Annotated in this window: 18 protein-coding genes; 9 read left to right on the top strand and 9 right to left on the bottom strand. The window is 42.5% G+C overall.

All coding sequences use genetic code 11. The features are described from left to right. Positions 1-23: 23 nt before the first annotated feature. The 3 genes from IFO66_RS02650 to IFO66_RS02640 are packed head-to-tail and all read right to left on the bottom strand — an operon-like array spanning position 24 to position 2623. Positions 24-833 (bottom strand): ABC transporter permease, encoded by an 810-nt coding sequence (locus tag IFO66_RS02650; RefSeq protein ID WP_192023610.1) that lies wholly within the window; start codon positions 831-833, stop codon positions 24-26. A gap of 3 nt (positions 834-836) precedes the next feature. Further along, positions 837-1646, bottom strand: coding sequence for an ABC transporter permease (locus IFO66_RS02645; RefSeq protein ID WP_192023609.1), 810 nt, complete (start codon positions 1644-1646; stop codon positions 837-839). Continuing rightward, complete coding sequence (locus tag IFO66_RS02640) at positions 1643-2623, bottom strand: ABC transporter ATP-binding protein (protein WP_192023608.1); 981 nt, start codon at positions 2621-2623, stop codon at positions 1643-1645. The genes IFO66_RS02645 and IFO66_RS02640 overlap by 4 nt, the downstream gene beginning before the upstream one ends. A 254-nt stretch (positions 2624-2877) precedes the next feature. Here IFO66_RS02640 and IFO66_RS02635 point away from each other — a divergent pair, with 254 nt between their 5' ends. The 6 genes from IFO66_RS02635 to IFO66_RS02610 all read left to right on the top strand — a co-directional run bounded on the left by IFO66_RS02635 (position 2878) and on the right by IFO66_RS02610 (position 9788). Next, positions 2878-3705, top strand: a complete 828-nt coding sequence (locus tag IFO66_RS02635) for an undecaprenyl-diphosphate phosphatase (RefSeq protein WP_475596249.1) — start codon at positions 2878-2880, stop codon at positions 3703-3705. 345 nt (positions 3706-4050) lie between these two features. Continuing rightward, entirely contained in the window at positions 4051-5820 is a 1770-nt protein-coding gene (locus tag IFO66_RS02630) for an ABC transporter substrate-binding protein (RefSeq protein WP_192023607.1), read from the top strand. A 62-nt stretch (positions 5821-5882) separates the two neighbouring features. Continuing rightward, positions 5883-6836, top strand: a complete 954-nt coding sequence (locus tag IFO66_RS02625; protein ID WP_192023606.1) for an ABC transporter permease — start codon at positions 5883-5885, stop codon at positions 6834-6836. A gap of 15 nt (positions 6837-6851) precedes the next feature. Beyond that, a complete protein-coding gene (gene opp4C, locus IFO66_RS02620) occupies positions 6852-7796 on the top strand; it encodes an oligopeptide ABC transporter permease (protein WP_192023605.1) in 945 nt (314 codons plus the stop codon). Positions 7797-7801: 5 nt separating this feature from the next. Next, complete coding sequence (locus tag IFO66_RS02615; protein ID WP_192023604.1) at positions 7802-8848, top strand: ABC transporter ATP-binding protein; 1047 nt, start codon at positions 7802-7804, stop codon at positions 8846-8848. Next, positions 8808-9788, top strand: a complete 981-nt coding sequence (locus tag IFO66_RS02610; RefSeq protein ID WP_273014975.1) for an ABC transporter ATP-binding protein — start codon at positions 8808-8810, stop codon at positions 9786-9788. Before IFO66_RS02615 ends, IFO66_RS02610 begins: the two co-directional genes overlap by 41 nt. A 193-nt stretch (positions 9789-9981) precedes the next feature. On the opposite strand, the gene IFO66_RS02605 is transcribed toward IFO66_RS02610, so the two are convergent. The 6 genes from IFO66_RS02605 to IFO66_RS02580 form a co-directional block, all read right to left on the bottom strand. Next, complete coding sequence (locus IFO66_RS02605; RefSeq protein WP_192023603.1) at positions 9982-11235, bottom strand: glycosyltransferase family 39 protein; 1254 nt, start codon at positions 11233-11235, stop codon at positions 9982-9984. 10 nt (positions 11236-11245) lie between these two features. After that, positions 11246-11581 carry an EamA family transporter gene (locus tag IFO66_RS02600; RefSeq protein ID WP_192023602.1) on the bottom strand — a complete coding sequence of 112 codons (336 nt, stop codon included), beginning with the start codon at positions 11579-11581 and terminating at the stop codon, positions 11246-11248. Continuing rightward, complete coding sequence (locus tag IFO66_RS02595) at positions 11574-11921, bottom strand: DUF2304 domain-containing protein (protein WP_192023601.1); 348 nt, start codon at positions 11919-11921, stop codon at positions 11574-11576. The genes IFO66_RS02600 and IFO66_RS02595 overlap by 8 nt, the downstream gene beginning before the upstream one ends. Positions 11922-11928: 7 nt before the next feature. Then, positions 11929-12618 carry a glycosyltransferase family 2 protein gene (locus IFO66_RS02590; RefSeq protein ID WP_192023600.1) on the bottom strand — a complete coding sequence of 230 codons (690 nt, stop codon included), beginning with the start codon at positions 12616-12618 and terminating at the stop codon, positions 11929-11931. 1 nt (position 12619) lies between these two features. After that, entirely contained in the window at positions 12620-13930 is a 1311-nt protein-coding gene (locus IFO66_RS02585; RefSeq protein ID WP_192023599.1) for an ArnT family glycosyltransferase, read from the bottom strand. Between the two features lie 219 nt (positions 13931-14149). Beyond that, a complete protein-coding gene (locus tag IFO66_RS02580; protein ID WP_192023598.1) occupies positions 14150-15424 on the bottom strand; it encodes a cell wall-binding repeat-containing protein in 1275 nt (424 codons plus the stop codon). A 478-nt stretch (positions 15425-15902) separates the two neighbouring features. Here IFO66_RS02580 and qoxA point away from each other — a divergent pair, with 478 nt between their 5' ends. Genes qoxA through qoxC form a run of 3 tightly spaced genes read left to right on the top strand, consistent with a single transcriptional unit; the run spans position 15903 to position 19440 of the window. After that, on the top strand, positions 15903-16853 hold the full coding sequence (gene qoxA, locus IFO66_RS02575; protein ID WP_192023597.1) for a cytochrome aa3 quinol oxidase subunit II: 951 nt from the start codon (positions 15903-15905) through the stop codon (positions 16851-16853). A gap of 32 nt (positions 16854-16885) precedes the next feature. Further along, the gene (qoxB, locus tag IFO66_RS02570; protein WP_192023596.1) at positions 16886-18847 is read left to right on the top strand and encodes a cytochrome aa3 quinol oxidase subunit I; all 1962 of its coding nucleotides are present in this window, start codon (positions 16886-16888) and stop codon (positions 18845-18847) included. Further along, complete coding sequence (gene qoxC, locus IFO66_RS02565; RefSeq protein ID WP_192023595.1) at positions 18844-19440, top strand: cytochrome aa3 quinol oxidase subunit III; 597 nt, start codon at positions 18844-18846, stop codon at positions 19438-19440. The genes qoxB and qoxC overlap by 4 nt, the downstream gene beginning before the upstream one ends. The last annotated feature ends 3 nt before the right edge of the window (positions 19441-19443 follow it).

The following is a 19443-nucleotide window of genomic DNA, read 5'->3' as shown; positions in this document are numbered from 1 at the left end:
CGTTAGTCGTTCAACTAGATAAGTTATAAGCTGGAACTGTTATATTGACGAAGTGCGTATTTCCAAACGGTTCGAATGAGGAAGAAAAACAACACTGGTGCTACCAAGGCCCAAATCAACTGGATCGCCGTAAGCTTCCCCAATACAAACAATGGACCATAGTTTGTGATCAAGAAAAACGGCAGTATGAATGTTCCAATATGCTGAATAGCGCGATGGTAGAGACTAGCTGGCATATTGTTAGCATCCCATAACGCATACGAAATTTCGGCTGCTGCACTTGTGTCTAGTAACCAAAAAGACAAGAGCGAAGGAATGATCATAAGACAATAGGTCAATATAACACCGACGAGTAAAAAGGCAATAAACCCAACCACTGTTTCCCACGTCCACATTACGGAAGATGCATTCCAGCCTTTCGTAATTAACACGATTCCTGTTATTACATTAGGAAATGCCATTCCTAAATCGATATGTCGTAAAGATACTAGAAACTGAAGCGATATAGGTTTTGTCATCATCATATCAAGTGCGCCGCCGCGTATCGTTTGGCCTAGTATTAAGAAGTTTTGAAAAAAGAACCCCATATAAATGCCTGTAAATACAAAATGCACGCCCAAAAACATCAATATCACATCTGGTGACAAACCATCAATATGAAGATTCGTTTTGAAAACGAGTAATACGTATAACAGCTTCGCAATAAGAAATGCGACCTCAGCTACGATGCCCGTAATGAAGTTGAAGCGATATTCCATTTGACTCATTAGCGAGTATTTGACAAAAAGACGGAGGATGTGCAAATGCCTTTTCACTTCTGACCCATGTATCATCGCTCAACCTCCTAAACCCAAATATCGCTTGAATCCCAGCTTCCAGCTTGTATAAGCCATACCACCCAACACCACACTCCAGCCTAGCTGTATCAGCAAACCTAGCCATAACTCTGAAGATGGTATAATGCCTGTCCACACATTTACTGGCCAGTAAATCATGTAATAGAACGGGAGTACGGATATAACAGATCGGAAACCTTCACCAAATAACTCAAGAGGAAACATCCCCCCACTGACAACATTAATAACTAAAGACGTTACAACGAAGAAATAGGATATGTCTGCTAGCCAAAATGCAATGGCAGAAACAGCGAAAGAAAGAAGGAAGCTAATGACCATTGCCATGACAATCGATAAGATGAAAAAAACGATTCGTTCAGGCTCGTGCTCTAGATGACGGGATGCTGGTGAAACGAAGAGGATGAGCGTAATAATGACGATAAAGCCAATTATATAGAGCAACTTCTGACCGAAGTAATGACATAGGCGAAAGCCAAAATAGCTGATCGGCTGAATTAAATAGCGATTCAAACCACCTGTCTTAATATCATTGGATACCGCGTGCTCCATATTTGTCATGACAAGTTTGGATACTACTGCCGCTAGAATGGTATAGGCGATCATCTGCTCATAAGAATAGCCAAACAAAGTGGAATCGCTATAACTTCGATAGACAGTAGACCAGATATAATATTGTACGGCCGCTGGAACGAATGCACTAATGAGAGATAGAAAAAAGTTAGAGCGATATTCCAACGCATGTTGGAGACCGAAGCGAAATGTGACAGCATACTTGTTGGTATTGTTCATGACTGCCTCTGAAATAAAGCCTCAATGCCTTCTTCAGCGCCGATCTCAGCGATTAGCACATCCGAGACAGGTAGCAGCTCCAACAACTGACGCGAAGCATCTGCAATATTGGCAGAATCCAATTCAATGACTGCGGTTGTACCATCATGATGCAGCACATTTCCAAATGGCAGCAGTCTCGTTCCCTCGACATGTTCATGAAATTGTAGTTTCATAATGCGTTTATCACCATATTCAGCATTAACTTGCTGAAGTTCTCCATCATATGTGATACGACCACCTTGAATCAGAATGACTCTAGGACAAAGATCTTCGATATCTTTCATATAGTGGCTTGTTAATATGATAGTCGCATTCGTTTGTTCATTATAATGCCGTAAAAATTGCCGGATTGCTTTTTGAGCAAGTAGATCAAGACCAATTGTCGGCTCGTCCAAAAAGAGCAGCTTCGGACGATGAATTAAGGAGGCGATCAGCTCCATTTTCATCCGTTCACCTAACGATAATCTTCTAACTTGAATATGCAATAGATCTCTGACACCTAACATTTCAGTTAATTCGTCTAGTGTTCGTTGATAACTCTCTTGCTCAACTTGGTAAATGCATTTGTTTAAGTAGATGGAATCTGCTGCAGGAAGGTCTGGCCAAAGTTGACTTTTTTGTCCCATGACGATGGAGAATTGCTGTTTGAAGTCTTTATGTCGTTTCCAAGGAGTATAACCCATAACCGTTGCGGAGCCACTAGTTGGATGAAGAATACCCGAAAGCATCTTCAAAGTAGTTGATTTCCCTGCCCCATTAGGACCAAGAAACCCTACCATTTCTCCTTGACGGATAGAGAAGCTTACATTATCAACAGCCATTTTAGTGAGTGTATTACGGTGAATAAGATTTTTAAACGAGTGGATGATGCCAGTATCTTTCTTGTAGTAAGTAAACGCTTTCGTAAGTTGTTTTACTTCAATAATCTGTTCCATAGGACATCCCCTTTGTAGAGAACATACTGCGACATGATCATTCTTTAGCAACATTGTAGGCGCTATAATGACAAATGTCCACGAATTCTGTTCAGATTCCGAAAAAAATCTCTATTGTCCGTATTATCCCCCTCTTGCATGACCAATCTCATACAATTGTTAGCTATCCTTTCTATCACTACCGTTTCTGTAAAAAAAACAGTATAATAGTGCCTATGTGAACTTTTATCTCGTGATGTAGGAGCGTGACATTGTTGAATTTGTGGGAATTATTTGTGGCATTTATACTGGGCATTGTAGAGGGCTTGACGGAATTCGCCCCAGTCTCATCTACAGGTCACATGATACTAGTAGATGACTTTTTACTTCATTCTAAAGAGTTATTCTCTCCGCCTGTGGCGAATACCTTCAAAGTCGTCATTCAGCTCGGCTCGATTCTAGCCGTCGTTGTCGTATTTAAAGATCGTATCTTGAATTTGTTCGGCTTAAAGAAAAATATACCGGGTACAGAAAGTGGACCTAAGCTAACGCTTGCACAAATACTTGTTGGTTTAATTCCAGCTGGTGTGCTAGGTGTATTGTTCGAGGATTACATTGATGAGTATTTATTCTCGATTGAGACGGTGCTCATTGGACTTGTAATTGGTGCTGTATTGATGATTATTGCAGACTATGCTCGTCCGAAGCGACCTTCTGCTGAAACAGTTGACCAGATCACGTACAAGCAGGCACTTGGAACTGGATTGTTCCAATGTCTTGGCCTATGGCCTGGCTTCTCTCGTTCTGGATCGACAATTTCTGGTGGTGTATTGCTAGGAATGAGCCACCGTGCTGCTTCAGACTTCACCTTTATTATGGCCATTCCGATTATGCTTGGTGCGAGTGGATTGTCCTTATTGAAAAACTGGAAGTACTTCACGATTGACGCTCTACCATTTTTCATCGTCGGCTTTATTAGCGCATTTATATTTGCTCTGATCTCGATTCGCTTCTTCTTGAAGCTTATCAACCGCGTTAAACTCGTGCCATTCGCGATTTATCGCATTGTGTTGGCAGCTGTTATTTACTTCGTGTTCCTGTAAGCTGTAGAGCAATTGTGATTAGTAGCACATAACTGTTAGCTACACTCAAGCATCTTCCTTTGAAAGAGGCTGTCCCAAAGTCATGTCCATTGGCTTTGGAGATAGCCTCTTTTGCATATCCCCGAATAATAGCTGCAATTGTTCTTTCCGAAATGAAACTAAGACGTCTTCAGCAACCCGATGGAAATCGTTCACATTCATTTATGAATCCGCTTTCATAATAGTTGACGTTGCTACTTTTATGCAAAACAACAACATGTTTGCTTATTGTTGACTTTTCCAATCGGAATAAAATAATATTGCTAACATCAACGAACGAGTTGTTCATCAAAAGGAGGATGTCCTATGAAAAAACAAGTACTATCCCTATTCATCGTGCTGCTGGCTTCATCCATGCTGTTTACAGCTTGCACATCTAATGAATCGAAGCCAAGCGCATCTTCAGCGCCTTCTTCGGCAGCCAATTCAAATGCCGGAACTTCTAACTCAACTGCTCAAACAAATACAACAGCAGCAGTGAGTACAAAAGTGACTGATCTGGGGACTGGCATTATACAAGCCTCCGACCCATCTAAGCTGCCGGATTCCGCAAAACAGCGCAATGACACCTTTATCGCTGGTCTGACAGAACCAAGCGGTGCCTTTACACCGCATTTCCATCAAAGCGGATATGACGGAAACGTTGCTTCCGTGCTGTTCGCTCCACTCGTGACGGTGGACGAGAAAGGTAAGATCATACCTTACCTTGCGGAAAAATGGGAGATTTCCAAAGACCAACTTACGTATAAATTCCACTTAAATAAAGATTTGAAGTTCAGTGACGGATCTCCACTTACTGCCGAAGACGTTGCCTTTACACTCACTATCCTGCATGACAAAAACTATGATGGCGGAACAGACATTTTTGCAAGCCATGTTAAAGGCGGCTTAGCGTACAAAGAAGGAAAAGCAACGTCCGTTGCTGGCATCAAAGTTATTGATCCGCACACGATTCAAATTGAAACCGTTGAAGTCAATGCAACTGCGCTGCTTACATTAGGCGGCCAAGTTCTTTCCAAAGCCTATTACGGAAAAGACTATAAGTTCGGCAGTCTCGAATACATTCGAGAGCTTCACGCGAAGCCAGTAGGCGCCGGACCATACAAGCTGGATAAACATTTACCAGGTCAAGAACTTCGCTTCACGGCCAATGAGCACTTCTTCAAAGGTAAGCCTAAGATCGAACGCTTTATTTACAAAACAACCGAAGGCGATGCATTCCAATTTATTGAAACAGGAGAACAAGATTATTCAGCGTTTTCCGCTACGCAAGACAATTTAGATAAGCTGCAAAAACTAGGTTTCCTCAACCTCAAGTTAAACACATCAAGCGCCTATGGCTACATCTCTATCAACCACAAGAAGCCGTATTTCAAAGATAAAAAGCTTCGCCAAGCACTCATCTACGGACTAGATCGTAAAACAATTGTTGAAGGCGTATCCCAAGGCTCTGCACAAGTTGCGAACATTCCTACTTCCCCTACTTCTTGGTCGTACACGGAAGAAGGAATTAATCCTTACCATTACGATGCTGAAAAAGCAAAAACGCTACTCGATGAAGCAGGCTGGAAAGAAGGCAGTGACGGCATACGCGAAAAAGATGGTCAGAAGCTTGTCATTCGCTATCTTTCTTCCAAATCCAAAGGATCTGATGCATTAATTGCCATTGCTAAAGAAAACTACTCAGCCATAGGCATTCAATTTGAACCGGAACAATTTGCCGACTTTAACGCATTGCTCGCAAAAGTAGATGGTGGCGACTATGACTTGGCTTCCTTCTCAACACCAATGCTTCTAGATCCACATAGCGGCGTATCTGGATTTACGACAGAAGAAGCTAAGGGCTACTCTAACCCAAAAGTCGATCAGTTGATTAAAGAAGGTATCAGCACACTTGATATTGAAAAGCGAAAAGAAGTTTACAAGAAGCTGTATCAAGAGCTGAATGAAGACCCGCCTTACATTTTCTACAGCTATTCCAAGCTACTATACGCTTACAACTATCGCATTAAAGGGTTAGATCCGAATCCATACCGCGGAATCGCAACGAGCCTACCGCTGACAAGCATTGAATAAGAAAGGAATGGGACGGATACCTAAGCGGTGCCGTCCCTACCTTACTAACAGGAGGCATCTTCATGAGCACTTACGTCATACGCCGAATCATCTATATGCTGCTGACGCTGTTAGGTGCGTCCATGCTTATCTTTTTTCTATATGCACTAACACCTGGTGACTACGTTGACAACAATATGAATATGACCGAACAACGCAAGGCGGAGCTTCGTGAAATTTATGGGTTCAACAAGCCGCTCGCTGAACGATATACAGCATGGCTTGGCAACGTACTGGAAGGAGACTTTGGGTATTCCTTGCAGCATCAGAAGCCAATTATGACGCTGTTTAACCATTACATTTGGAATTCATTTCTACTCGCAGCCGTATCCACCTTTCTTACATGGTTTATCGCGGTTGTAGCGGGCGTGCTGTGTGCCTATAAGTCCCACTCTATTTTTGACAAGAGCGTCACGATCTTTATATTTGCGGCCATGTCGATTCCTTCGTTCTTCATAGGACTTTTTTTCATTAAGCTGTTTGCCGTTGATGCAGGCATTCTGCCTCCAGGAGGAATGATTACGACCGGAAGCAATGCAGAAGGTTGGGATTATATCATAGAAGTAGCGGAGCATATGATACTGCCCGTCTTAATTATTACTTTGCTCGGAACAGGGTCACTGACCCGCTATTTCCGCTCTCATATGCTTGAGGCGATGAAACAAGACTATGTGCGCACAGCTCGTGCAAAAGGCTTAAAAGAACGAATCGTACTGTATCGCCATGCCCTGCGCAATGCTATGCTGCCAGCTATCACTTTAATCGGATTTGAACTGCCAACACTGTTCGGTGGTTCCATTGTCATTGAGAAAATATTCAACTGGCCTGGCATCGGGCAATTGTACATGCAGTCATTTACGATGCGTGATTATCCGCTGCTAATGGGCTTTACGATGTTGATTGCAATACTTACCGTTATTGGCACCTTTATTTCTGACCTGTTGTACAGACTGGCTGATCCACGAGTACGACTATAGAAAGGAGTATGAGAGATGTCTACAGCCATTGAACAGCTTGCTCCTGAGCAAACGATATCCCCTACACAACCTACTGCCATTATCGAACGATCATCGTTATGGCGGCAGTCGATAAAAAAACTGCGCCGCAATCGAACGGCTATGCTCGGATTCATCTTTATTATCGTGATGTTTGCCGCATGCTTTATTGCGCCCCTATTTTCTCCCTATGCATCAGGGAAAGTAAACTTGGCTGTTATGAATCAGGCACCAAGTGCTGCACATTGGTTAGGTACCGATCATCTTGGCCGCGACGTATTAACTAGATTGCTGCAAGCAGGAAGAATATCACTCACCGTTGGACTTGTTTCGATGATTCTTTCCGTAGTCATTGGGACTGTACTTGGTGCCATCGCAAGTTATTATCGGGGGATCGTTGATCAAATCATTATGCGGATTGCCGATCTGCTGATGACGATACCAAACTTGCCATTGCTATTTATTATTGGAGCCATCTTATCGGAATGGAAAGTGCCTACCGATTATCGGCTATATATTGTTATGCTGATGCTAAGTGTTGTCGGATGGCCAGGCTTAGCACGCCTCGTTCGTGGAGAATTGCTAAGCCTGCGGGAGCGAGACTTTATGCAAGCTGCAGATGCACTTGGTCTAAACGATCGACGCAAACTTTTCACGCATTTGCTGCCAAATATTTTCCCGCTTCTTATTGTTGTAGCTACATTAAGTACAGGTGGCGCCATTCTTAGCGAGTCAACACTCAGCTATTTCGGGCTAGGGGTTATGCCTCCCACACCTACTTGGGGAAATATGATTGATGCAGCTAATACACTTATTGATTTTGAGAAACGTCCATGGCTCTGGATTCCGCCAGGATTAGCGATCTTCGCCACCGTCATTGCCATCAATTTATTTGGTGACGGATTAAGAGATGCACTCGATCCGAAGCAGGAAAGGCGGTAGTCGATATGAATCTCCCTTTACAGCATGCACTAGCAAATGAAGCACTGCTACAAGTTAATCAGTTGCAAGTTCACTTCCCTACAGCTGGCGGAACGGTGAAAGCAGTCGACGATATTAGCTTTCAAGTGAAAGCTGGCGAGACGGTATGTATCGTCGGAGAATCAGGCTGCGGCAAAAGCGTAACGGCACTTGCTCTAATGGGGTTATTGGCAGAATCAGAGGGTTGTCAAGTTACAGGTGATATCAGATTGGCCGATCAATCTTTGAACAAATTGACCAAGCAACAACTACGTCTGCTTCGTGGCAATCAATTGAGCATGATCTTCCAAGAGCCGATGAGTTCGTTTAACCCGGTTTTGACCATTGGTAGACAATTGATAGAACCGTTGCAGGAGCATTTACGCTTGAAGAAAAAGGAAGCAATAAAAAAAGCCATTGAGCTGATTCGTTCAGTCGGTATTGCACGTCCAGAATCGATGCTCGATGCCTATCCACATGAATTAAGTGGAGGTATGCTCCAGCGTATGATGATCGCGATGGCGATTGCCTGCCGTCCTCAGCTGCTTATCGCAGATGAGCCTACTACTGCCCTAGACGTAACGATTCAAGCCCAAATTCTTGATTTGCTGCGGCGTATTAAAAAAGAGCATGGTACGTCCATCATATTTATTACTCATGATCTAGGCGTGGTCGCGGAGATGGCTGACTATGTCATCGTCATGTATGCCGGTAAGATCGTGGAGCAAGCACCCGTCATTGAACTATTTGATAATCCGAAGCATCCTTATACACAAGGCTTGCTTCGTTCTAAGCCCGTTCTACACAGACACGAAGAGACATTGTATTCGATTCCTGGTCAAGTGCCTCATCCGCTGGAAATCGGAGATTACTGCTCCTTTTATGAACGATGCGATTATGCAACTAGCAAGTGCCGATCAAGCAGGCCACATTTGCAAACGATTGGTGAAGGACATAAATTAGCGTGCTGGTTGATTGAAAAGGAGGCGGTTCATGATGATACCAAGCACACAGCAGCAGCTAATCGTCGTTGATCGGCTCAAAAAGTATTTCCCTGTGAAAACAGGGCTGCTTCAGCGTACAAGCGGCCATGTCAAAGCCGTGGACGATGTGAGCTTTGTTATAAATAAAGGCGATACTTTCGGATTAGTTGGCGAATCAGGCAGCGGCAAAAGTACACTGGGCAGAACGCTGCTTCGTCTAAGTGATAAGACCGATGGTACCGTTCAATATCAAGGACGAGACCTACATGAGCTATCTAAGTCAGAAATGCGCCGGCTAAGACCGAAGCTGCAATTTATTTTTCAAGATCCGTACAGCTCCTTGAATCCTCGGATTCGCATTGGTGACGCGATTGGTGAAGCATTAATCCAGCATGGATTATGTTCACAGGAGGAGGTTCATGAACGGGTAGCAGAGGTGCTGGCATTATGCGGCATGTCCAGCTACCATATGGACCGCTATCCACATGAATTTTCCGGTGGTCAGCGGCAACGTATCGGAATCGCCCGGGCGATTATTTTAAATCCTGATTTTGTCGTTGCGGATGAACCACTCTCCGCGCTTGATGTTTCCATACAAGCTCAAATCATTAATTTATTCCGCAAGCTGCAAGAACAGCGCAGCTTAACTTATTTATTCATCTCTCATGATTTAAGTGTCGTTCAACATCTGTGCAACCGTATCGGGGTGATGTATTTAGGCTCGTTAGTGGAGCTAGGTCCACGGGATGAATGCTTCACTAGGCCTCTTCACCCTTATACCCAAGCACTACTATCTGCCGTACCTATTCCAGATCCACGGGCGAAACGTGAACGCATCGTATTACAGGGCGATCCACCTAGCCCAGTAAATCCGCCCTCAGGCTGTAAGTTCCATACTCGCTGTCCATTGGCACAATCCAGATGTCGGGAAGAAACACCACTGCTCCGCCATCACGGAAACGGCCACTATGCAGCTTGTCATCTTATTTAACACTTATTCACCTCTAGCTGTTAGCTTCTCTCCCCATGTGCTAACGGTACCTATCATATCTCACCTATAAGATCCCCTGCTTTAAAACGCGAAAACGTGAATACCTTCAAAAAAAAGAACCTTCCATCACAAAATCATTTGTGAATGAGAAGGTTCTTCCCCTTTTAATTATATATGTTGCTTCGTATTGTCATTACTTATTGCGCACAACTGCAAGGAGTCGATCAACAAAGAAAGCGGCAAACATTAATAAGAAGATAACATTAGGATATCCATAACGTGAGAACGCCACAAACGGCATGTAAATAGCAGTAAAGTAAGCGAACGTCAGCAGTACAGGTAGCATTCTTGTGAAAGGTACACGAATAAATGCCCACATCATACCTATAACACTAATACTCATCAATATCACTTGTGTTACATTCATAAATGAACGGCTAATTGGCCATATTGGGCGCCAATAGTACGGGATATTGTACAAATTGTGCAGCTTGCCAATCGTATACCAATGGACATAATTCCAAGTATCATAAACAAATCCATATTTTAAAATGTCCAACCCTTTGCTTACTGCTGAACCGTCTGAACCTGCAAATATCGTCTTCGGATCATATTGCGGATAAGCATCGAAGAAGCCCGCTGGCGGCAATTGATAGTTAATTCTAGTGCCTAGCAAAAATGGGCTGCCTGCTGAATTGGTAAACAAGATGAAACGGTCAAATGTAATCATATTTCGTATCCACCATGGCGCCAATAATACCATATAGGTACCTGCTATTATGAATGTATATCGTACCATATCCCGCCAAGACACTTTGTGCTTCCACCATAGAATAAGTAATATAGCTGGATAAAGCGTAGCATGCGGCTTAAAATAAGCCAGAAATGCAACGATAATTCCGATCCATATGTACCAAGATGTTTTACCTGACTCTACAGCCACGATAATGATGCACACTAGCAGCAGCAATGCCGTACGGAACATCGTCTCGGACAAAACAACACCTGAAGAGAAATAATCCGGCATGTAAAACATGCTAATACCACAGACAATATATGCGGTACGTGTATTAAACGTATACCGTGCAATAAAGAAGATAAGAAATATCGAAATCGCTTGCAGCATACATTGAAAAAGACGAAAGGCAATAATTGCCCCATCTCCTTCTCCGAATACAGCCATAAAACCCGCCAGTATAATCGAAATTCCTGGCATAATAAACGCAGATGGCTCATTTCCGGAGTTATATGCGAGTGTTCCTTCATTTAATAATACTCTTGCACTATGTAAGTATTTTACGTCATCATTGTTAGGGTTGTGCAAATCACCTAGCAAGAAATAATTGTGGTGCGCCAGCACAAAGAAAGACGATAAAAGAAATACAAATAAGGCCATAATCGATAATGTTCGTTTCGTTTTAAAATCCATACTAAAAAAAGACGCCATACGTTCACTCCTACTTCGCTATCAAATAAACGCCAATGAGAATAACTACTGCCCCAACCCATTTTGTTGGTGATACAGGTTCACTAAAAATAAAGAACGCTGCTGCAATTCCGAGTATATAAGAAATGCTTTGCAGCGGGTATGCGACACTTAGCGGCAATCTACTTAACACAACGAACCATAAAATTGTAGCAATACCGTACAGAGACAAGCCGCCAATAACGTACCAAGAAGTTATAATTTTGTTCCAAACTAACCCGCCAGCCTTTTCAATTCCCAGCTTGAACAGAATTTGACCTGTAACGAGTAATATAATATTGGCAAATAAAATGAAATAATTAATCATGATCGCGCTCCGTCACACCTCGTTCTCGCAATATGGTAATCTCTTGCGTCAATCGAAGTAACTGCTTCGACATCTTTGTAATGACAACCGTGAGATGAATAATAAGCGCAAAGCAGAACAGCAAGCCAAACAGAAACAATAAAGCAGGCGCATACTTTACATCCAGCCAGAGCGATATGTTCTCAATAAGACGAACATCGATGGATACAATAATAAGAAACACACTAAACCCAATCCACAGTAATGAGTATTGTTCTTTTAACTTCTGACGTCGCACCAATTCCAATATTCCGAACAGAAACAGTACGGAAACTATAATCGATAGTACATAAATACTCATCGGTCTATCACCTCTCGTATCGTAACGCAGTCATCAGTACAGCCAACGTTACTTTTGTCATGTAGTAGACCGAGCGTATTGGAGTTATCGAGGAATTACCGCCCAAACGAGCACGCATTTCTGTTGACACCTCTGAAATTCGACAGCCTTTTCGTTTTAAATAAACGATGGATTCCACTTCAGGATAATCCGTCGGATAGTAAGAGGAATACAAAGCAATGACACGTCGGTTTGCTACCCGATAGCCACTAGTTGTATCCGTGATGCGCTGCTTAGTAATCCAAGTGATGATGTTTGAGAAGAAGATCATGCCGATTCTTCGCATTTTTGATGATTGATACGAAGTTGTTTCCACATATCGAGATCCAATAACAAGATCATGTTGCTTAGCATGCTCGATTAGTTTGGGAAGATCTGAGGCACAGTGCTGACCATCCGCATCCATCTGCACGGCGTAATCATAATTCATTCGATGTGCATACATATAGCCAATTTGCATGCCGCCCCCGATTCCTACATTGTAAGGAACAGTAAATACTTTAGCCCCTGCTCGCTCAGCAATTTCTGCTGTACGATCAGTAGAACCATCGTTAATAACAACTACATCTACTTCGGGCATATAGTTTCGAAGCTCATCGATGACATGAAATATCGTTGCTTCTTCATTATAAGCAGGAATGATGACGAGAACTTTCATACTACGAACCTCCACTTACAGAATGATATCGTGTCTTTTTATTCATCTTTTTCTCATATCGAGCTGCCCAAGTTCTGTCGATGAAGAACGCAGCAAAAATAATGAGCAGGAACATATTCGGATATCCATAACGTGAAAATGCTACGAACGGAATATAGATAAAGCTGAAATAGCCCAGAGAGGCGAGCAAAATCCCCGCATTAGGCCATTGTCTTAGCTTCCTTAACGTCATAACTACACCACAAACTCCGATGATGAGCAAAATAACTTGGAATATATGTGCCGCTATCATTTCTATACCCAGAAGTGGCTTCCAATAATAGGCCAAGACATACAGGGACCCTACTTTTCCAATAGTGAACCAGTAGAGCAAAAGAAGTGGATTATGTTTCAAATGATACGCAAGCATATCATATCCTCTTTCTTTCAACTGATTATCAGATCCAAGCATAAGCACATCTTTATGTTCAGGGTACTCTTCGTAAAAGCCAGCATCAGGCTCTTGGAAATTAATAAATGTTCCTAATAAAAAAGGATTCCCTGATGATTCCGTAAATACTACGAATTTATCGAACGTAACAACGTTGCGAATCCACCACGGTGACAATAAAATGACGAACACTAGCCCTATTGCTGCCGTATACTTCATCATTTCCTTCCACGTATAACGCTGTTTCCACCAGAACAACAAAAAGAGAACGGGCAACAGCGTTGAATGTGGTTTAAAATAGGCAGCAGTCGCTACAAGTAAGCCAACGAGCAAATACCAGCTTGTACGACGTTTCTCTAGCGCAACCATCATGACGATAATTAGTAGAAGGAAGATGGTACGGAAGACACTCTCCGATAAAATAACACCTGATGAGAAGTAATCCGGCAAATAAATAGCACTAATTCCAATAGCAATTAACGCTGTGCGCACGGTAAATACACGATAAGCCAGCCAAAATATGAACGGAATACATAAGGCTTGCAATAGGCATTGAAAAAGTCGCAGCGCAATGACAGCTTCATCCCCTTGACCAAAAACAAGCATAAAAGCAGCAATGACAAAAGGCATGCCGGGCATAATGTAGGTACTAGGTTGATCACTCGTGTTGTAGGAAAGCACACCTTCATTAATTAGTACTCTAGCAGTATGCAAATACTTCACGTCATCGTTATCTGGATGTTCAGGATTGCCTAAATAAAAATAATCACCGTATCCAAGTACGATGAGTGAAGACAAAAGTCCGACAACAAGTGTAACAACCCACACGAACCGCTTTGCATATCCTGGAACCGTTGACCAAGATTTCGATTCATTTACCATCCTATTACCTCATTCACACAACCTTCTCCCATCTATATCCAGAAATAGAACTTATAAAATATATCATAATCTGGTTACTAACCCAAGTCAATTTATGGAACACCATAATAAAGCTAGTTTCTTCACCTCAATTTGGAGTGTTACATATGGCATAATAAAAAGCCCACCTAAACAACGTCAGGTGAGCTTAAAGCCTGTCCAATCTCTCTAATCCTATTATTAGTGATGAGCACCTCCATGGTCATTTTCAGATGGAGTCTCATTTTCATCATTATTTGAAGTCGTATTCTCTGATCCTGCGCTGCCATGGTCAGCATGTCCTTTACCACTTGCAGATACAATCTCCAACATACTGTCTATTTCTCCTTGCGCTTGAGCGCTAAGATCCTGCTCATTCCCTACCATCCAAGCATGATTAAATGGTCCTTCCGTAGGTGTCTCTTTATATTTAGGCTGTAACGTCATTACATAATCCATCACCGAGTTAGGCATCTTATCTTTCTCTGTCCATATAAGCGGCGCATGTTTCCCGAGATGAGAAAATGGTGCTGCTGATATCGCCAACAAGTCATTGCCAGCAGGAACAAAAGATAAGTTGTGTCCTGGCGTCGTAATTCCCCAGCCAAAGCCCGTTGTTTCATCTTTATATTTAGCAAAGGCAATTGAATTTTCTATAGGGTTATTACCAGCGATTCGCTTTACGGTTCCATACTGCTTCAACTTCTTCTCTAAGTCAGCAGATACAACAGACTCAGGTCCGATAATGTATATATTTGCCTTGCCATTACGCTTCTCCAATGCTTTTACTGTTGCTGTTGGTATTTCTTTCTTTGTTACATACAACAGCGGCTCAGGCATATGCGCTATCCAGTTACCCGCTGGAATGGTGTACGCTGGACTATCTAGTGAGCCTACAATAACACTATTGGGCTGTGATCCTGAAGCTTTCGTATATAGTGAATCAATTTGTTCCGCAATTTCAGCATCATCATTTCCTGACACAAATGAAGCTTCAAACCCTGCTGTACTCAATTGATCTTTTACTTTTTTTGAATTCTCTCCAATAACAATGATTTGCTCCTTAGCTTGTCCAATACCAATTGGGTTCAATCGCTTTATTTCATTAATGGTAGCTTGAGGAACACCATTGTTATCCATATATAACAGTGGTCCATTATTCGGATGATGAACCAAATCCAAACTAGCCAACGCGGACCCCCACCGTTCTATTGGAGCTAGGATGACAGCGCCAGGTCGATTATCGTCTGCAGTGGCAGGCCACAATGTTTTAGACACGAGTACGGCGGACTCCACTGGATTTGAAGCATTGATCCGCGTTGTATTTTTTGTAGCAATCCAAGGTGCTATGACATCAGTCACGCTCTTCCCTGCTTCACTTGTTGGCTGTGCTTCTTTTTGGGATGTACAAGCACTTAGAAACAAAATAGTGAACAAAAGCATTGCTACAGCTTTCGTTGAACGATGTACTTTCATAACATTACCTCCTAACAAGACTATGCTGCTTACGATATCCTTAATTTGTGTAGATTCCGTGTAGGAAAATAAATCACACAATTGTTCCTTTTTATATAAATCCACTTCTTAAATCTGTATGAGGATTTCTTGAAAGTGCATTATTTATACTAATTAACAGATTTTACATCTAAAATAAGGAATTTGTCGGAAATATGGAGTTTTTTTGAATAAAAATTGTGACAATTAGGTGTCTTTCCTGTAAAAACATCGTCAACTTACCTTTTAGAATGTATTATCAGTGATGAAGATATTGATGAGAGTCGTACAACCCATGAACAATCGCCACGTTATTGATGTCTATCTCAACTATCACATGGCAATCGTCAACATTATTCGGGATGGATAATGTTAACGTTCTCTCATTGAAGATGTGGCTACACATCAAAATTGACAAACATGCATCAACAAAATGCATCAAACAGAAAGGGGTACCGTAATGAAAAAGAAAGGATCGTTATTAGTCATCTTGACGCTGTTAACATTCCTTCTAAGCGGCTGTACGAGTGAACTACTTGTACTGAATCCGAAAGGACCAGCAGCGGCGTTGTTGTCGGAGACGATTATTTTCTCCGTGCTCATGATGGCTGGAGTTCTAGTCGTAGTCTTTACACTGTTCACCATCATATTGGTTAAATATCGTGCCAGTAACAGCAGCCCAGACTATGAGCCACCACATGATGAAGGTAGCTTAAAGCTTGAAATTACTTGGACACTTATTCCGATTATTATCGTTTCCATTTTGTCGGTCGTAACTGTCAAATCTACGATTGCTGTTGAAAAACCTCCAGCGGGTTACGAGAATCAAAAGCCGCTAATTATTTACGCAGCTTCATCTAATTACAAATGGCACTTCAGCTATCCGGAACAAGGGATCGAGACTGTTAACTATTTGAACATTCCTACGGGACAAAATGTTGAGTTCAGACTTTATTCTTATGGTCCAATTACAAGCTTCTGGATCCCTCAGTTGGGTGGACAAAAGTATGCCATGTCAGACATGGTAACGAAGCTTAATCTAGTTGCTGATACGCCTGGTTCTATGATGGGTAAGAACAGTAACTTTAGTGGTAAAGGGTTCGCTAAAATGGAATTTGAAGTTCTAGCTATGACCCAAGGACAATTCGATGAATGGGTTAATGATGTGAAGAAGACGGCTCCTCCTCTAACAGAGGAAAAGTACGATCAATTGCTCACAACCGAATTCGTTGGACGTGAATCCTTCTCTAACACGCATCTTGAATTTAGACCAGCGCCAGAGGATCATTCCAGTCACTTCAAGAAACCTGGTCAAAAAGACGAGGAGCAAGATAGCAATCATGAAAACCATGGAGAGCATGGTGAGCAGCATAAACAAGAAAGCGAAGTTGAGGATCATTCGAACCATTAAGAGCCATCACTTCACGAAAGGAGTTAACAGGAATGAATTGGGATAAGTTTATCGTTGACGGACTCAAGCACGGCGATCCATTAATTATCGGCGCTGTTGTAAGTATCGTCTTAGTCTCCATCGCCATCGTTGCTGGCTTGACCTACTTTAAGAAGTGGGGCTATCTATGGAGAGAATGGTTAACTACTGTCGATCATAAAAAAATCGGCGTTATGTATATTATTTCCGCTCTTGTCATGCTATTCCGCGGTGGCGCTGACGGTCTAATGCTTCGTATGCAGCTGACAGCACCAGAGATGAAGTTCTTGACCGCTCAGCACTATAATGAAATATTCTCTGCCCACGGTATTATCATGATTCTATTCATGGCGATGCCATTCATTATCGGTATTATGAACGTCGTTATTCCACTACAAATTGGTGCACGCGACGTTGCATTCCCGCGTCTGAACGCAGTCAGCTTCTGGTTGTTCTTCTTCGGCGCAATGCTTTATAATATCGCGTTCGTTGTTGGTGGAGCACCTGATGCTGGTTGGACATCATACTTCCCACTAGCAAGTACAGAATTTAGTCCAGGGGTAGGTAATAACTATTACGCAATCGCACTTCAGATTGCTGGTCTTGGTACGTTGATGACAGGTGTCAACTTCATCGTAACGATTTTGAAGATGCGTGCACCTGGTATGACGCTTATGCGTATGCCAATGTTTACTTGGTCTACACTTATTACATGTATCATCATCGTATTCGCATTCCCTGTATTAACAGTAGCTCTTGCGTTGATGATGTTCGATCGCCTATTCGGCAGTCAGTTCTTCACGATGACCAATGGCGGTATGGATATGCTATGGGCTAACTTGTTCTGGGTATGGGGACATCCTGAAGTATATATCGTTATACTTCCTGCTTTCGGTATTTACAGTGAGATTATTTCTACGTTCTCTAGAAAGAACCTATATGGCTACAAATCAATGGTAGCTAGTATGGCTATAATCTCTCTCTTGTCATTCTTGGTATGGGTCCACCACTTCTACACGATGGGCCAAGGCGCAGCAGTAAATAGCTTCTTCTCGATTACGACGATGCTTATCGCTGTTCCGACAGGTGTTAAAATATTTAACTGGTTGTTCACATTGCGCAAAGGTAAGATTGTGTTTACTACGCCAATGTTGTATTCACTAGCGTTTATCCCTATCTTTACTTTGGGTGGCGTAACAGGTGTCATGCTTGCAATGGCAAGTGCCGACTATCAGTACCACAATACGATGTTCTTGGTAGCTCACTTCCATTACGTCTTGATTCCAGGTACCGTATTCGCGGTTATCGCTGGTATGTACTACTGGTTCCCGCTTATCGCTGGGTTCAAGCTTAATGAACGCCAAGGTAAAGCTGCATTCTGGACAATTGCTATTTCATTCAACGTGACGTTCCTTCCACTCTTCTTCTTGGGTCTGGATGGTATGACACGTCGTCAATACACGTACTCAGCTGAAACCGGCTTCGGCCCGCTGAACTTGATTGCAACAATTGGTTCCGTCGGTCTTATGATTGGTTTTGCTCTAATTGTTTACAACATCATTTGGAGCTTCCGTCACGCACCACGCGAGACAAAAGGCGATGTTTGGGATGGAGCTGGACGTACATTGGAATGGGCAACACATATTCCAGTGCCAGTTTACAACTTTGCTGTCGTTCCTGAAGTTGATCGTCTTGATGCATTCTACTTTGCGAAGAAAGAGAAACGCTCTCTCTTCAAAGATAAGATTGAAAAAATTCATATGCCGAGCAACAACGGTCAACCGTTTATTCTTGGCGCAATCTTCTTCTTCTGGGGATTCTTCATGGTATTCAGCATGTGGAAGTCTGCCATTGTAGCAGGTATTGGGGTTCTTATCTTGCTTGCAATGCGTACGTTTGAACGTGATCATGGCTTCTATATTCCAGTTGATGAAGTGAAGAAAACGGAACAATCCTATGGAGGTGATTCGGTATGAAAATAGACAACTCATTGCCTCTTGAATACCGGAACGAAGAAAACCGCTTCCGTATAATAGGCTTTTGGATTTTCTTAGGCGCGGAAATTGTACTTTTCGCTACCTTGTTCTTAACGTATTTCACACTCTGGACGCGTACAGGATCTGGCCTTACAGCTGCAGATGTCTTCGTACTCGAACCAGTTTTGGCAGAAACGTTCATTCTACTAACAAGTAGCTTCACTTGTGGTCTAGCGATTCACGCCATGCGTCAAGGTTTGATAAAGCCAACGATGTGGTTCATGGGTATTACTCTTTTGCTTGGTGCAGCGTTCTTGGGTATCGAGATTTATGAATTCTACACTTATGTTCATGAGGGCTTGACACTTCAAACGAGTGCTTTTGCTTCTAGCTTGTTCGTATTGCTTGGTACGCACGGTGCTCACGTAACGTTTGGTCTCCTATGGGGAATCGCGATCATGATCCAGTTGAAACGTGAAGGTTTGAATGAGACAACTGCAAATAAATCATTCATCTTCTCGCTTTACTGGCACTTCTTGGACGTTGTCTGGATCTTCATCTTCAGCTTCGTCTATCTGAAAGGACTGATGTGATCA

The sequence above is a fragment of the Paenibacillus arenosi genome (genome assembly GCF_014841135.1).
GTDB classification, from domain to species: Bacteria; Bacillota; Bacilli; order Paenibacillales; family Paenibacillaceae; genus Paenibacillus_B; species Paenibacillus_B arenosi.
This window is presented reverse-complemented; position numbering and strand designations above follow the sequence as displayed.

Excerpts from the sequence above, each read along its gene's own strand:
- IFO66_RS02640 (WP_192023608.1), bottom strand. The coding sequence starts at position 2,623 with ATGGAACAGATTATTGAAGTAAAACAACTTACGAAAGCGTTTACTTAC.
- IFO66_RS02600 (WP_192023602.1), bottom strand. The coding sequence starts at position 11,581 with ATGATTAATTATTTCATTTTATTTGCCAATATTATATTACTCGTTACA.
- IFO66_RS02580 (WP_192023598.1), bottom strand. The coding sequence starts at position 15,424 with ATGAAAGTACATCGTTCAACGAAAGCTGTAGCAATGCTTTTGTTCACT.
- IFO66_RS02605 (WP_192023603.1), bottom strand. The coding sequence starts at position 11,235 with ATGGCGTCTTTTTTTAGTATGGATTTTAAAACGAAACGAACATTATCG.
- IFO66_RS02625 (WP_192023606.1), top strand. The coding sequence starts at position 5,883 with ATGAGCACTTACGTCATACGCCGAATCATCTATATGCTGCTGACGCTG.
- qoxB (WP_192023596.1), top strand. The coding sequence starts at position 16,886 with ATGAATTGGGATAAGTTTATCGTTGACGGACTCAAGCACGGCGATCCA.
- qoxC (WP_192023595.1), top strand. The coding sequence starts at position 18,844 with ATGAAAATAGACAACTCATTGCCTCTTGAATACCGGAACGAAGAAAAC.
- IFO66_RS02590 (WP_192023600.1), bottom strand. The coding sequence starts at position 12,618 with ATGAAAGTTCTCGTCATCATTCCTGCTTATAATGAAGAAGCAACGATA.
- IFO66_RS02645 (WP_192023609.1), bottom strand. The coding sequence starts at position 1,646 with ATGAACAATACCAACAAGTATGCTGTCACATTTCGCTTCGGTCTCCAA.
- IFO66_RS02630 (WP_192023607.1), top strand. The coding sequence starts at position 4,051 with ATGAAAAAACAAGTACTATCCCTATTCATCGTGCTGCTGGCTTCATCC.
- opp4C (WP_192023605.1), top strand. The coding sequence starts at position 6,852 with ATGTCTACAGCCATTGAACAGCTTGCTCCTGAGCAAACGATATCCCCT.
- IFO66_RS02595 (WP_192023601.1), bottom strand. The coding sequence starts at position 11,921 with ATGAGTATTTATGTACTATCGATTATAGTTTCCGTACTGTTTCTGTTC.
- IFO66_RS02615 (WP_192023604.1), top strand. The coding sequence starts at position 7,802 with ATGAATCTCCCTTTACAGCATGCACTAGCAAATGAAGCACTGCTACAA.
- IFO66_RS02650 (WP_192023610.1), bottom strand. The coding sequence starts at position 833 with ATGATACATGGGTCAGAAGTGAAAAGGCATTTGCACATCCTCCGTCTT.
- IFO66_RS02610 (WP_273014975.1), top strand. The coding sequence starts at position 8,808 with ATGATGATACCAAGCACACAGCAGCAGCTAATCGTCGTTGATCGGCTC.
- qoxA (WP_192023597.1), top strand. The coding sequence starts at position 15,903 with ATGAAAAAGAAAGGATCGTTATTAGTCATCTTGACGCTGTTAACATTC.
- IFO66_RS02585 (WP_192023599.1), bottom strand. The coding sequence starts at position 13,930 with ATGGTAAATGAATCGAAATCTTGGTCAACGGTTCCAGGATATGCAAAG.